We start from the raw sequence: 13518 nt of genomic DNA on the forward strand, positions 1-13518 counted from the left end.
GACTTGCGTCAAGAGGTTTCGACATGTACCAAAATCACACGACTTTCAATGCGATTTTTGCGATGCGTCAGCTTGTTGCGCGGCATCGGGAACGTCCCCCTTGTGCTCGGTGGGGCGAGCAGCCGGCGGCCTGTCGTCATCCATCAAAATGGCATGCGCCGGGCCTTCCAGGTCATCGAACTGACCCTGGCGTGCCGCCCACCACAGCACCGCGACAATGCCCGCCACAACCAGCACGCTGATGGGAATGAGCACGATCAAGGCGCCTTCCATCACGCCCTCTGCCGCTCGAACCAGGCCAGGCGGGCCGAATTGAGCACCACCAACAGCGACGACACGCTCATCCCCACCGCGGCCCATACGGGGGTGATGCGCCCGGCAATGGCCAACGGCACGAACACCGCGTTGTAGGCCACAGCCCACACCAGGTTCTGGCGCATGACGCGCTGCGCCTGGCGCGCCACACGCACCAGAAGCGGCAAGGCCCGCATGTCATCGAAGGCCAGCACGATATCGGCGCCGGCGCGCGCAATCGGCGCCGCGCTGGCGAAGCTGACCGAGACGTCCGCCGCCCCCAGCGTGGGCGCATCGTTGACCCCGTCGCCCACCATGGCCACACGCATGCCCTGCGCCTGCAAGCCGCGCACATGCGCGAGCTTGTCCTGCGGCAGCATCCCGGCCTGCACCGCTGCAACCCCCACCTGCGCGCCCCAGGCGCGTGCGCTCTCGGGGTTATCGCCGCTCAACAGTTCGAGACGCGCGCCACCTGCGCGCAGGCTATCCACGGCCTCGCGTGCGCCCGCGCGCAACTGCTCGGCGACTTCAATCACCGCCAGGCGTTCCCCCCGGCGGGCGCAACGCCCGCGTCCTGGGGCGGCGCCACACGCAGTTCAAGCACGCTGGCGCCAGCTTGTTGCGCAGCCACTGGCACCGGCTGCAACGGCTTGCCCAGCTGCAGCCGGCGCCCGTCGATCTGCGCCTCCACGCCCTGCCCTGGCCGCACCTGGATGTGCTGGGCGTGTGGCACGCTCACACCACGCTGCTTGGCGTGCGCGCACAAGGCCAGGGCCAGCGGGTGTTGCACACCCTGCTCGAGCGCTGCGGCCAGCGCCACGACGGTGTCCTCCCTCAGCCCGCTTTGCAGCCAGGTCACGCGCACGCTGTCGGCCACACCCGTGGTGAGGGTGCCCGTCTTGTCCAGAAGCCAGACGTCAATCCCGGCGACAGCGTCGAGCGCATGGCCCCGGGCAACGAGCACGCCAGCGCGCGAAAGCCGCGCGGTGGCTGCCGCCAAAGCGGCCGGGATCGCCAGCGACAGCGCACACGGACAGCTCACCACGAGCACCGCAATGACGGCCGGCACGATGCGCGAGGGGTCCAGCCACCACCACAGCAGCGCCGTGGCGCCCGCCAGGCTCAGCAGCACCAGGGTGAACCAGTGGGCGGCCGCATCGGCCAAGCGCGCTGCGCGCGGCTTGTGGGTCAAGGCGCCGTTCATCAAATCCACCATCTGGGCAATGCGCGTGCCCTGTCCGGCCGCCTCGGCGCGCACGAGAAGCGGCGAGTCAATGTTCATGCTTCCAGCCAGCACCCGGCTTGCAGCCGCCTTGAATACGGGGGCGCTCTCGCCAGTCAGCAAGGACTCGTTGGCATGGCTGCGCCCTTCCAGCACGACGCCGTCCACCGGGACAAGGCTGGCGCTGGGCACCTGCACCACGTCGCCGGCGCGCAGCCGGGTCACCGCAACGGTCTCCCACTCGCCACCCGCACCTTGCCGGCGCACGGCAGCCGGGAGCTGTTCGAGCAGTTCATCGGCGGCGTTCATGCTGCGATGGCGCAGGCTCGTCTCGATCAGCCGCGCCGTAAGCAGCAGGGCCAAAAACATCGTGACCGAGTCAAAATAGACCGGTCCCTGGCCGCGCACCACGCTGGCCACGCTGGCCCCAAACGCGCCCCACAAGCCCAGCACCACGGGCACGTCCATGCCCAGGCGGCGCATGCGCCAGTCGCGCAGGCTTCCCGTGATGAATGGCCAGCCGGAAAACAGCAGGACGGGCAGCGTGATGGACAGGCTGGCCCAGTGAAAAATCGCCACTTCGGCTGCGCTCAGGCCTGCGGGATCGACGTAGCTCGGCCAGGCCAGCATCATCACCTGCATCATGGCCAGCCAGGCAACCAGCGTGCGCAGCACGGCCATGCGCGCGCTCTTGCGCTGTTGCGCCTCGCTGGCGTGGCGAACATTCGGCGCTGGCTTGTATCCGATGCGCGCCAGACCCTCGAGAATATCGCCAAGGTGCACCTGGCTGTCGTCCCACTCCACGAGCACACGACGTGTGGCGTAATTGACCGCCGCCGCGCGCACCCCGGGAATCGCGCGCAAGTGCCGCTCGATGAGCCATACGCAGGCGCCGCAGTGGATGCCCTCCACGGCCACCAGGCTGCGCCAGGAGCCACCACCCAGATCAGTGGCAAACGCAGCAAGAAATTCGCGGTCCGCAAGCGCCTGCCACTGCTCGCGCATGCGCGTGATGTCCTCCTCGGGCAGCGCCGGCAGGCCCACCGTGTCGCGCTTGTCGTAGTACGCGCACAAGCCCCCTTCGGCGATCACCTGCGCTGCAGCGGCGCAACCACCACAGCAAAAGTCGCGCCACTGGCCAGCCAGCATGGCGCGGATGGGTGGCTGGGGCAAGGGCGCGCCGCAGTGGTGGCAGGCGCCCTGCTGCTGCTCACCCGGATCTGGGAGGGCCAGAGGCGACGAGGGGACAGCCAGGACGGACTCAATCATGCGTCGCATGCTAGGCAAGGCCTCGGCAAGCCGTCTTGCTTTGTATCAAGATTTTTCGATATCGCTCGAAAAGTCACTGCGACAGGTGTCTCGCGCCCAGGGCGCGTTAACACGAATTACCCCGATGGCACAGACGAGTGACCCAGCCACTTATGGAAATCAGCCCCGAGCAATTCGCCCTTGTCGAACATTGTTTGCCCAAGCAACGAGGCAACGTCAGCATGACCAATCTGCAAATCACCAGTGCCGTGCTGTAGGTGGCCGAACAGGGCTGCAAGTGGCACGGGCTTCCCAATCGGTGAGGCAACTGGCACACGCTGTACATGCGCATGCGGCGCTGGGCCAAGGCGAGCGTGCTGGACAAGGTGCTCGAAGAGCTGCAGCGCCAGCAGGCGGTGCGCATCAAGATCGAGGCGACCTCGCTGGACTGCACCAGCATCAAGGTGCATCCCGACGGCAATGGCGCTCTATAAAAACAGACCGCAATCCATCGGCAAGTCCAGCGGGGATGGAATACCAAAGGTCATCTGGTTGCTGCGGATGCTCGAGAGGCCATAACGTTTAGCCTGTCTCCCGGGCAGGCCCACGATGCGCCCGCGGGTAGGCAATTGCTTGGCACCCGGGGCCAACGAGCGGCCCCATTTACTTGCTGATGGACCGTGCTTATGAAGGCACTGAGACGCGCCAACTGGCCCCTGAACTTGGCTTCATCCCTGTGGCGCCGCCCATGAAGACGCCCATTGAGCCATGGGAGTACGACCGAGCGATGTACAAGCGCCGCAACGAAGTCGAGCGCCTGTTCCGGCGCATGTTCTCTCTGTTCGAAAAACTCGACGCGATGTTCCGCGGCCTCCTCAGCTTCGTGCTGGTGGTCGATGTGCTTCGCGGCTTTTGTTAACAGGACCTAGTCGAGTCGCTCGGCTTGGACACGCCCTGACAGCTTGGTTTCTGCCGAGCAGTCTGCCAGAGCAGCCGGCGGCATTGGCCGGCTGCGCCCGGCGGGACTGCGAACCTGACCCTTTCGTCAAGACCCGCTTGAAATTCTTGCATAAGGCATTATGATATGTCTTATTAAGATATATCTATTAAGGAACCATCGCAATGCACTCTCCCAATCCTTCCGACAGCAACGGCTTCGGACGCTGCAGTGGCGCCGGCTTCGAACGCAACGCCGAAATGCCCGGTGGCTGCCACGGCCGGCATGGCCGCCGCGGGCCGCGGATGTTCGACGCCGGCATGCTGCGCTACGTGGTGCTCAAGCACATCGCAGAGCAACCGCGTCACGGCTACGACCTGATCAAGCTGCTGCAGGAACAGTCCGGCGGCCTCTACACCCCAAGCCCGGGGATGATCTACCCCATGCTCGCGATGCTTGAGGATCTGGGCCACGTTTCGGCGGACGCCGACGGCAACAAGAAGCTCTACACAATCACCGAGCAGGGACGCGAGTTTCTGCAGCAGAACCAGGCACTGGTCGCGGCCATCGAGGAACAGATCGCGGCCCGCCGCAGCGCTGGCGGGGAACAAATGCGCGAGCGGCTGCGGGCGCTGCGTGACACCATCTACGCCCGGGTGCGCGGACAGCAGCTTTCGCCGGAGCAGGTCCGGCAGATCGCATCCGTCCTCGACAGGGCGCTTGCGGAGATCCAGGCCCTCTGACAGCTAACCTGGCGACACGAATCAAAGGAGTTTCACGATGAACGACAAGACGCAACATTGCCCGCGCTGCGCTGCGCAGAATTCGGGCCGCGGCCAGCGCATGGGGGGCGGTGGCATGGGCCGAGGCGGCTCCGGCCACCTGGGCCGTGCCGCGCACCGATTCGGCCATATCGCGCAAATCCGCGCCGACATCGCCGCGAGCCCGCGGGCGCCGCTGACCCCCGAGGAGCGCGACGACCTGCTCTTGATGCGCGAGGAGGAGAAGGTCGCTCGCGATGTCTATATCCGGCTGCTCGAGCGGTGGGACATTCGGCCATTCGGCAATATCAGCGGCGCGGAGCAGGTGCACATGGACGCCATCCTCGCGCTGCTTGAGCATCATGGTCTGCCCGATCCGGCGCAGGGCTTGGTGGTTGGCCGGTTCCACCGCACCGACCTGCAGGACCTGTACGACCAACTGATCGAGCAGGGGCTGCGCAGCCAGGCGGACGCGGTCCGCGTCGGCCTGCTGATCGAGGAACTCGACATTGCCGACCTGCAGAAGGCCGCGCGCCGCACCAACAAACCGGAGATCCGCGCGGTCTATGCCGAACTCGAACGCGGCTCGCGCAACCATCTGCGCGCGTTCTACCACTGGAAGCAAATGCTCGGCATCGACTACGCGCCGCAGCACCTGCCGGCCACCGAGTTCGAGCGGACCGCCCTGTCGGCCCACGAGAGTTGCGACTGACCCGCGGCGATCAGCGACGCTACCAGGGCCCGCCTTCGCCGTGCCAGCCGTCGGGCCGGATTATCAGCGGTTCGGCACCCACTGATCACCCGGGCGCACAAACGTGGGCGCACGCGCACGCAGATTGCCGCAGACGTGGGACTGAGTTACACGACGGTGAGCAAGACGATTGACGGCTATGAAGCCGATGGCATGGCTGCGCTGGCTCCCCATCGCAGCAGCCGCCGCACGGGGGAGCCAGCGGGTGCTCAGTGCGGAACAGGAAGCGCGCATCCAGCACGTGATCTGTGATGACCGCCCTGAGCAATTCAAAATGGACTTTGCCCTGTGGAGCCGAGCTACAGTGATGCAACGCACCGAGCGCACCTGAAAGGCCATGCCGCATTCACGCTCGGTACGTTGCGGCCTCGGTGCCGGGAAGAGCGATCGCACCGCCGGGTGCTAGCTGCCAGCGAAGGTTGCCGCGTTGCGTGCTCCCCATCTCGAGTGCCAGGCACAGCGCCCGTGCCTTACGCCAAGCCTGGTTGCGCCACCGAAGCGGCGATGCCGCTCACGGTGGGAGCACGCGCAAGCGCTGCTGGTCAGGGCCTTGTCTTGCCCAGACGCGAAAAAGCCGCGGCCATGGCCGATTGCGCGGGCGCAGTCATGGACGCCTGCCGGGCCTTGCCGGCAGGCCGGTTTGCCGGTGCGCCAGCGGCAGGCAACCGTGCATCGGAGGGCTTGCCGCTTGCGCTGGAGCCCGCTCCGGGCTGGGCGCTGCGCATGCTCAGCCCGATGCGCTGGCGCTGCACGTCAACTTCCAGGACCGTGACGTTCACAATGTCGCCGACCTTCACCACATCGCTTGCATCCTTGACAAAGCGGTCGGCGAGTTGTGAAACATGCACCAGGCCGTCGCAATGCACGCCGAGATCCACGAACGCCCCAAACGCCGCAACGTTGGTCACCGTGCCTTCCAGGCGCATGCCCGGGCGCAGGTCCTGGATCTTCTGCACATCCTCCTGCAGCTGGGCCACACGGAAGGCCGGGCGCGGATCGCGCCCAGGCTTGTCAAGTTCGGCCAGCACGTCGCGTACCGTGTACAGCCCGAACTGCGCGTCCACGAAGGCCTCGGCACGCACGGCCTGCAACGCCTTGGCATTGCCCATCATGACGTCGATGGGCTGGCCGGCCGCGGCCAGGATGCGCTCGACCAACGGGTAGCTCTCGGGGTGGACTGCCGAGCGGTCCAGCGGATTGTCCCCGTCCATGATGCGCAAAAAGCCAGCTGCCTGCTCGAAGGTCTTGGCCCCCAGACCGGGCACGGCGAGCAGACTCTGGCGGCTGCGGAAGGCGCCGTTGGCATCGCGCTGGCGCACGATGTGGTCGGCAAGACGGGCGCTCAGTCCGGCCACCCGTGCCAGGAGCGGACGCGAAGCGGTGTTCACGTCCACGCCGACGCGGTTGACGCAGTCTTCCACGACCGCGTCCAGCCGGCGCGCAAGCTGCGCCTGGTCCACGTCGTGCTGATACTGGCCCACCCCGATGCTTTTGGGGTCGATTTTCACCAATTCCGCCAGCGGATCCTGCACCCGCCGGGCAATCGACACGGCCCCGCGCAGGCTCACGTCCAGCTCCGGCAGCTCCTGAGTGGCCAGCTCGCTGGCCGAGTACACCGACGCACCTGCCTCGCTCACCACCACCTGCGTCAGCGCCAACTCGGGATGACGACGCGCCAGATCACTGACGAGTCGGGTTGTTTCGCGGCTGGCGGTTCCGTTGCCAATCGAGACGATTTGCACCCGATGCCGGCTGCACAGCGTCGCCAGGGTATGCAGGCTGCCGTCCCAGTCGCGCCGAGGCTCGTGCGGATACACCGTGGCCGTCTCCAGAACCTTGCCAGTGGGGTCGGTCACCGCCACCTTCACGCCAGTGCGGATCCCCGGATCCAGCCCCATCACCGTCTTCGGACCCGCTGGCGCGGCCAGCAGCAGATCCCGCAAGTTCGCGCCAAAAACACTGATGGCCTGCGCTTCGGCCTGCTCGCGCAGCCGGCCAAACAGCTCGCGCTCGAGCGACAGCGACAGCTTCACCCGCCACGCCCATTGCACACAGCGCTGTAGCCAGTCATCGGCGGCTCGTGCCTGATGGCTCCAGCCAATGTGCTGGGCAATGCGTTGCTGCGCCGCATTGAGTGGCGCACTGCCAGGTGCGTGGGCATCGGGCAGCTGCAGGCTCAGATCCAGCACGTCCTGGGTACGCCCCCGGAACACGGCCAGCGCCCGGTGTGACGGCACACGGGCCATTGGTTCGGCGTACTCGAAGTAGTCCCGGAAATTCGCGCCCTCCTCGGTCTTGCCTTCGCGCACCTGGGCACGCAGCACGCCGCAGCTCCAAAGCCACTCGCGCAGCGGCCCCACCAGCGTGGAATCCTCGGCCCAGCGTTCCACCAGGATGTCGCGCGCGCCGTCCAGACAGGCTTGTGCCGTGGTGAAGTCCGCGCCGTCCTCCCCTTTGCTGGCCTGCACGAAGCCCTGCGCCTGCGTCAGCGGATCGCGCGTGGGGTCGCTGAACAGCACGTCCGCCAACGGCTCCAGGCCGGCGCTGCGTGCCTTTTGGGCCCGCGTGGTCACACGAGGCTTGTAGGGCAGGTACAGGTCCTCGAGCTCCTGCTTTTGCGAAGCAGCCAGGATCGCCGCCTGCAAAGGGGGCGAAAGTTTGCCCTGCGACGCGATGGACTTGAGGATGGCGGCCCGGCGTTGCTCCAGCTCGCGCAGATAGGCGAGACGCACCTCCATGTTGCGCAGGTGCTCGTCGCTCATGCCGCCGGTGGCCTCCTTGCGGTAGCGCGCGATAAACGGCACGGTGGCGCCACCGTCAAGCAGTTCCACGGCTGCCGCGATCTGCGGCGGGCGCAACTGGAGTTCGGCTGCAAGCTGCGCCAGGATCTGCGCGTGTTGCGCGGCGCTGTCCTCGAGGTTCGACGATGCGGTCATGGAAAAGCCAATGCGGCAAAAACCGGGCAGTCTAGCCGCATCGAATCCGCCACGGCAAGATTTCGGCCTCAGCCTTGGGGCTGGTCATCGGCCGCCGGCACCGAGACAAGCCCGGACTCGATGCGCTGCGCGGCCTGCCGCAATGCGTGCATGCATCGCGCATCGAGCGCCGAGCCGACCAACTTGTCCATCATGGCCAGGGTTTGCGGTACCGGCACCGCGGCACGGTAGGGCCGATCGGCCGAGATGGCGTCGAAGATATCCGCGGTCGTGATCATGCGGGTTTCAAGCGTGATGTCACCGGCTGACAGGCCGCGCGGGTAGCCGGCGCCATCCAGTCGCTCGTGATGGGCGCCGGCGACCTGCGCAAGTTCCGCGAATGGCGCGATGCCGCTCAGGATCTGTTCGGTGTAGGTGGCATGCAGCCGCACCGCCTCCCACTCCGCTGCATCGAGCTTGCCGGCCTTGTCGAGGATGGTGTTGCTGACGCCAAGCTTGCCCATGTCGTGCAAGAGTGCGCCGCGCCGCAGCCAGCGGCGCCGTGCGCCGGGCACGCCGAGCTCTTCGGCGATGAGGTCCGTATACAGGGCCACGCGCGCGCTGTGCCCGGCCGTGTAAGGACTCTTGGCATCGATGATCTGGCCGAAGGCTTCGGCGATTTCATCCAGATAGTCCTCGCTCAGGGGCACGCTGTGCTGGGCCGGCTCCAGCGCGTAAACACGCGCCGGCAGGTCCGCCCGTCCCAGGACTGTCCACAGCTGCTCACGCGCTGCCACACGCTCGAAGGCGGCCACCAGCGCGGGATCAAGCCATTGGCCGCTGCGCAGCCGGGTTTCGGCCAGCGCCGCAGCTGGCCCGCCTGAAGTATGAAAAACGTCGACGACCTGGGCCAGCAAGGCAATCCGGGAATACAGCGGTATGGCTTCGCCTGCCAGGCCGTCGGGTTTGCCTCCGCCATCCCAGTGCTCGTCCAATGCATGGATGCCTTGCGCCACCGCCTCGCCAAACCGCAACTGGCGAGCAATATCCGCCCCGCGCTGGCAGCGGGTTCTGATCAGCTCGCTGGCGATGTCTCCTCCATTTTGGAAAATGTCCAGCGTGGCGCGAAATCGCTCCGCCAGGCCCGACTTCAGCCCGGTGTGCGTGAGCACAAAGCGCACCACCTGCGGCAGCGAGCCGCCGACGAGCTTGAAATCGCGCTTGAAGCGCAGGTCGTCGGTGAGGTAGAGATCGCAGATGCGCGCAGCGTTGCTGCTGCAACCCAGATCCTTGAGCAGCAACGTGTAATAGAGCTCCCATTGCCGCTGCGAATCCAGCCCCAGCTCGTGCGCCACGTTCATGCCAATGAACGCGCAGCGCACGCAGTGCCCCTTGGGCTGGCCCTCCGTCATGTCCAGCGCATGACTGAGGGCACCCACCAGTTCGCAAAGCTTGAGATCGTCCATCATTCGCCGCCGTCTTGCATGGCGGCGAATGATGCCATGTTGACCGGGCGTCTGCAGGGCACCACTGGCGATCAGGCCTTGGCCCTGGCGCGCCCTCGCCGCGCCCCGGGAACCGACTGCCGCTGCTAACGGCCAAACACGTTGATGGGAATCTTCAGGTAGCTCACCCCGTTGGACTCCGGCGGCGGCATGTCGCCTGCTCGCACGTTGACCTGCACTGAGGGCAGGATCAGTGCTGGCGCGCTGAGCTTGGCATCACGCTGCTTGCGAAACGCGACGAAGTCGTCCTCGCGCACGCCCTCATGGATCTGGACGTTGCCTTCGCGCTGCTCCTGCACCGTGCAAACCCAGCGCGGCTCGCGCCCCCCTGGCATGTAATCGTGACACATGTAGAGCTTGGTCTGAGGTGACAGCGCGAAGATCTTGTGCACCGAGCGGTACAGGATGTGCGCGTCGCCACCCGGAAAGTCGCAGCGTGCCGTGCCATAGTCGGGCATGAACAGCGTGTCACCCACGAAGGCACTGTCACCCACCACGTACACGATGCAAGCCGGCGTATGTCCTGGCGTGTGCATTGCGTAGGCCTGCAACCGACCGATGGCGAAGGTTTCTTCATCGGCGAAGAGCTTGTCAAACGGGCTGCCATCGCGCGGGATACTGGGGTCGTGGAACAGTTCGCCGAACACCTTTTGCACGTCCTTGATGTGCTCGCCGATGCCGATCTTCCCACCGGTCTGCCTTTTGATGTAAGGGGCCGCGGAAATGTGGTCCGCATGGGCATGGGTTTCCAAAAGCCAGTCCAGCGTCAGCCCCTCGGCCTTGATGTACGCGACGATGGCATCGGCGAATTCCGTATGCGTGCACGCCGCTGCGTAATCGAAGTCCAGCACGCTGTCGACCACCGCACAGTGCTTGGTGGCAGGGTCGATGATGCAGTGGCAGGCCGTATTGGACGGCTCATGAAACCAGGTGTGAACCTTGGGTCGAACCGAGCTTTCGGCCTCGCCACGGTCACTTTGCAATGTACTCATACGGGTATCTCCTCATATCTAGTACATAGTATCAATCAAGTAAACCTGATACTGTACGGGGCATATACCTAGATGTGGCTTGACCCCAGTCAACAGCCACGCATTTAAATCCTGCTTGAGATCTAGACAGAGGAGACAATTTATGCTTTTCCAAATCGACTGGCTGCAGTTCACGCCCGGTACTGCCATCGCTGGCGGCGCGCTCATCGGGCTCGCATCGGGCGCATTGGCGCTGGGCGCGGGCAAGATTGCCGGCATCAGCGGGATTCTGGGCAGCACCTTGAATGACCTGGCGCAGCGCGCCCGCCCCGCGGGGTGGCGCGTCGCATTCCTGGGAGGCATCGTCGCAGCATCGTTCATCTGGGTCCTGTTTGCGCCGGTTCCCGGGGCGCACTACGGCGAATCCTGGCCCATCATCACGATTGCGGGACTGCTCGTGGGATTCGGCACCCGCATGGGTTCCGGTTGCGCCAGCGGCCACGGCGTATGCGGCCTGTCGCGCCTTTCGGCGCGCTCGGCTGCGGCGGTGGGCACCTTCATGGCCGCGGGCATCGTGACCGCCGTGCTGAGCCGACTGTTCTGACACTGCACCGGAGTATGTCATGAGAATTTTCGCCTTCCTCTGCGGATTGGCCTTCGGGTTCGGCCTGCTGATCTCCGGCATGACCGATCCGGTCAAGGTGCTGGGTTTCCTCGACATCGCCGGCCCCTGGGATCCGAGCCTCATCCTGGTCATGGCCAGCGCCGTGCTGGTCGCATTCCCGCTGGTGCAACTCGCCTCGCGCCGGCAGACCGCGATTTTGGGCGACCCCATTGCCTTTCCCCCGCGTTTCGGGATTACAGGCAAGCTGATCGTCGGCAGCGCCATTTTCGGTGTGGGCTGGGGGTTGGACGGGTTGTGTCCGGGCCCATCCCTGGCCATGCTTGGCGCCTTTACATGGCAGGAAGGGCTGTTCTTCGTGATGATGGCCACCGGCATGCTCGGGCATGAAGTCTGGCAGCGCAGGCGTGGCCTGCCAAGCGCCAGAGCGCCAGCGGCTCAGTGAACGATTGCAAACCGCCATCTCGCTGCATGCCCATGCGGCGCGATGGCGGAAGGTTCGGATCCCCTAGGCTCCGGCCGATGCGGGCTCAATCAATTGCGCACGCAACTTGTTCTTGAGAATCTTGCCCGTGGCGCCCAGGGGAATTGCGTCGACGAAGCGCACATCATCCGGAATCCACCACTTGGCCACCTTGCCCTCGTAGAACGCGAGCAACTCGTTCGACGTGACCTGCGCGCCGGGCCTTTTGACCACGACAAGCAGCGGGCGCTCGTCCCATTTGGCATGCGGCATCGCCACACAGGCGGCCATTGCGACTGCAGGATGGGCCATGGCAATATTCTCCAGTTCGATGGAGCTGATCCACTCCCCGCCCGATTTGATGACGTCCTTGCTGCGGTCCATGATGTGCACGTAGCCATCGGGATCAATGGTGACCACGTCGCCCGTCGGAAACCAACCGTCGCGCAACGGGCTGGGCTGCCCCGACTCGTAATAGTCCGACATGATCCACGGGCCCTTGACCAGAAGCTCGCCCATGGAGGATCCATCCCAGGGCAGGTCGACGCCCTGGCCGTCCACGACTCGCACGTCGACACCGAAGATCGGGCGCCCCTGCGTCACCTGCACGGCCATGCGCTGCTCCGGGGGCAGTTCGAGATGTTTGTTCTTGAGGGCGCACGCCGTGCCAAGGGGGCTCATTTCCGTCATGCCCCACGCGTGGCGGACCTTCACGCCCCATCGATCCTGAAATGTGGCGATCATCGAGGCGGGCGCCGCCGAGCCGCCAATGACGACACGGTTCAGCGCTCGCGGCTTGCGACCCTCCTCCTGCATCTGGTTGAGAAGCCCCAGCCAGATGGTGGGCACGCCCGCGGCGAAGGTCACGCCCTCGTCATCCATCAACCGAAACAGCGACGCGCCGTCGAGCGCGGGTCCGGGCATCACCAGCTTACAGCCGACGAGGGCCGAGGAGTAGGGAATGCCCCAGGCGTTGACGTGGAACATCGGTACCACTGGAAGCACGGCATCGCGCGACGACACGTCCATCACATCCGGCAAGGCCGACGCGTACGCATGCAACACCGTCGAACGGTGGCTGTACAGCACGCCCTTGGGATTGCCCGTCGTGCCACTGGTGTAACACATGGACGACGCCAGGTTCTCGTCGAGCCTTGGCCACGCGTATTCATCGCTCTGCGCGGCCAGCATCTCCTCGTAGCTGTGCACACCGGGAACCGCCTGCCGCAGTTCGGCGGGAATCTGCTGGGCATCGCACAGCGCGACCCAATGTTCGACTTTGGGACAGCGTGCGGCGATGGCCTGGATGATGGGCGTAAAGGTCATGTCGAACGCCAGCACGCGGTCGCCTGCATGGTTGATGATCCAGGCGATCTGATCGGGATGCAGGCGCGGGTTGAGCGTGTGCAGCACCCGACCGCTGCCCGAGACGCCGTAGTACAGCTCGTAATGACGGTAGCCATTCCACGCCAAGGTGCCGACGCGATCGCCACGCTCCAGACCAAAGCCGTCCAGCGCACGCGCCAGCTGCTTGGCGCGGCTGCGCACTTGGGCGTACGTCGTGCGGTGGATATCCCCCTCCACCCGGCGCGAGACGATTTCCGTGTCGCCGTGGTAGCGCGCAGCGAACTCGATGAGGCTGGAAATCAGTAAGTCGTGCTGCTGCATCAAACCATTCATGTCTGTCTCCTGATATGTACTTTTGTCGTCCCATGCGGCGATTTTCCGCAAGGCATCCATGCGATCCAGGCTCGAATTTACATGGGCGGCTTGCACTTCGATAGATGCAGGAATTGCGACGCGGCCACATCGCGCGCACCGCCGCTTGA

General features: G+C 65.4%; 11 protein-coding genes and 2 pseudogenes. 6 read left to right on the forward strand and 7 right to left on the reverse strand.

All coding sequences use genetic code 11. The features are described from left to right. Positions 1–45: 45 nt before the first annotated feature. From ccoS to CD04_RS0106565, 3 genes are read right to left on the reverse strand one after another with little or no spacing between them, the layout of a single operon-like run. Positions 46–273: a cbb3-type cytochrome oxidase assembly protein CcoS gene (gene ccoS / locus CD04_RS21505; protein ID WP_038167544.1), complete on the reverse strand. Its 228-nt coding sequence runs from the start codon at positions 271–273 to the stop codon at positions 46–48. Further along, the gene (locus CD04_RS24995; RefSeq protein WP_031405220.1) at positions 273–830 is read right to left on the reverse strand and encodes an HAD-IC family P-type ATPase; all 558 of its coding nucleotides are present in this window, start codon (positions 828–830) and stop codon (positions 273–275) included. The genes ccoS and CD04_RS24995 overlap by 1 nt, the downstream gene beginning before the upstream one ends. Then, positions 827–2785 (reverse strand): heavy metal translocating P-type ATPase, encoded by a 1959-nt coding sequence (locus tag CD04_RS0106565; RefSeq protein WP_255332289.1) that lies wholly within the window; start codon positions 2783–2785, stop codon positions 827–829. Before CD04_RS0106565 ends, CD04_RS24995 begins: the two co-directional genes overlap by 4 nt. Positions 2786–2937: 152 nt before the next feature. On the opposite strand from CD04_RS0106565, the pseudogene CD04_RS23640 reads away from it, so the two are divergent. The 4 genes and pseudogenes from CD04_RS23640 to CD04_RS23070 form a co-directional block, all read left to right on the forward strand. Further along, a pseudogene (locus tag CD04_RS23640) lies at positions 2938–3683 on the forward strand (IS5 family transposase). Between the two features lie 203 nt (positions 3684–3886). Next, entirely contained in the window at positions 3887–4444 is a 558-nt protein-coding gene (locus CD04_RS0106580) for a PadR family transcriptional regulator (protein WP_051848993.1), read from the forward strand. Positions 4445–4481: 37 nt separating this feature from the next. Further along, positions 4482–5174 carry a DUF2202 domain-containing protein gene (locus CD04_RS0106585; protein ID WP_081857834.1) on the forward strand — a complete coding sequence of 231 codons (693 nt, stop codon included), beginning with the start codon at positions 4482–4484 and terminating at the stop codon, positions 5172–5174. Positions 5175–5255: 81 nt separating this feature from the next. Next, positions 5256–5538, forward strand: a pseudogene (locus tag CD04_RS23070) (helix-turn-helix domain-containing protein); the annotation flags it as partial. A 217-nt stretch (positions 5539–5755) separates the two neighbouring features. Here the strand turns inward: CD04_RS23070 and CD04_RS0106595 are convergent. The 3 genes from CD04_RS0106595 to CD04_RS0106610 form a co-directional block, all read right to left on the reverse strand. Beyond that, positions 5756–8149: a Tex family protein gene (locus tag CD04_RS0106595; RefSeq protein ID WP_038167546.1), complete on the reverse strand. Its 2394-nt coding sequence runs from the start codon at positions 8147–8149 to the stop codon at positions 5756–5758. Between the two features lie 68 nt (positions 8150–8217). After that, positions 8218–9594, reverse strand: coding sequence for an HD-GYP domain-containing protein (locus CD04_RS0106600; RefSeq protein WP_031405234.1), 1377 nt, complete (start codon positions 9592–9594; stop codon positions 8218–8220). Positions 9595–9719: 125 nt separating this feature from the next. Beyond that, positions 9720–10625 (reverse strand): MBL fold metallo-hydrolase, encoded by a 906-nt coding sequence (locus CD04_RS0106610; protein WP_051848994.1) that lies wholly within the window; start codon positions 10623–10625, stop codon positions 9720–9722. Between the two features lie 142 nt (positions 10626–10767). On the opposite strand from CD04_RS0106610, the gene CD04_RS0106615 reads away from it, so the two are divergent. Both CD04_RS0106615 and CD04_RS0106620 read left to right on the forward strand, forming a co-directional pair. Further along, on the forward strand, positions 10768–11208 hold the full coding sequence (locus CD04_RS0106615) for a YeeE/YedE family protein (RefSeq protein ID WP_031405238.1): 441 nt from the start codon (positions 10768–10770) through the stop codon (positions 11206–11208). Between the two features lie 19 nt (positions 11209–11227). Further along, positions 11228–11671: a DUF6691 family protein gene (locus tag CD04_RS0106620; RefSeq protein ID WP_031405240.1), complete on the forward strand. Its 444-nt coding sequence runs from the start codon at positions 11228–11230 to the stop codon at positions 11669–11671. Between the two features lie 63 nt (positions 11672–11734). Here the strand turns inward: CD04_RS0106620 and CD04_RS0106625 are convergent, their stop codons facing one another. Beyond that, complete coding sequence (locus tag CD04_RS0106625; protein WP_031405242.1) at positions 11735–13369, reverse strand: 3-(methylthio)propionyl-CoA ligase; 1635 nt, start codon at positions 13367–13369, stop codon at positions 11735–11737. Between the last annotated feature and the right edge of the window lie 149 nt (positions 13370–13518).

The sequence above is a fragment of the Thiomonas sp. FB-Cd genome, from assembly GCF_000733775.1.
Taxonomy (GTDB): Bacteria; Pseudomonadota; Gammaproteobacteria; order Burkholderiales; family Burkholderiaceae_C; genus Thiomonas_A.

Bases quoted from the DNA above. Each gene is read 5' to 3' on its own strand.
- CD04_RS0106610 (WP_051848994.1), bottom strand. From the start codon at position 10,625: ATGAGTACATTGCAAAGTGACCGTGGCGAGGCCGAAAGCTCGGTTCGA.
- CD04_RS0106620 (WP_031405240.1), top strand. From the start codon at position 11,228: ATGAGAATTTTCGCCTTCCTCTGCGGATTGGCCTTCGGGTTCGGCCTG.
- CD04_RS0106565 (WP_255332289.1), bottom strand. From the start codon at position 2,785: ATGATTGAGTCCGTCCTGGCTGTCCCCTCGTCGCCTCTGGCCCTCCCA.
- CD04_RS0106615 (WP_031405238.1), top strand. From the start codon at position 10,768: ATGCTTTTCCAAATCGACTGGCTGCAGTTCACGCCCGGTACTGCCATC.
- CD04_RS0106595 (WP_038167546.1), bottom strand. From the start codon at position 8,149: ATGACCGCATCGTCGAACCTCGAGGACAGCGCCGCGCAACACGCGCAG.
- CD04_RS0106625 (WP_031405242.1), bottom strand. From the start codon at position 13,369: ATGAATGGTTTGATGCAGCAGCACGACTTACTGATTTCCAGCCTCATC.
- ccoS (WP_038167544.1), bottom strand. From the start codon at position 273: ATGGAAGGCGCCTTGATCGTGCTCATTCCCATCAGCGTGCTGGTTGTG.
- CD04_RS0106600 (WP_031405234.1), bottom strand. From the start codon at position 9,594: ATGGACGATCTCAAGCTTTGCGAACTGGTGGGTGCCCTCAGTCATGCG.
- CD04_RS0106585 (WP_081857834.1), top strand. From the start codon at position 4,482: ATGAACGACAAGACGCAACATTGCCCGCGCTGCGCTGCGCAGAATTCG.
- CD04_RS0106580 (WP_051848993.1), top strand. From the start codon at position 3,887: ATGCACTCTCCCAATCCTTCCGACAGCAACGGCTTCGGACGCTGCAGT.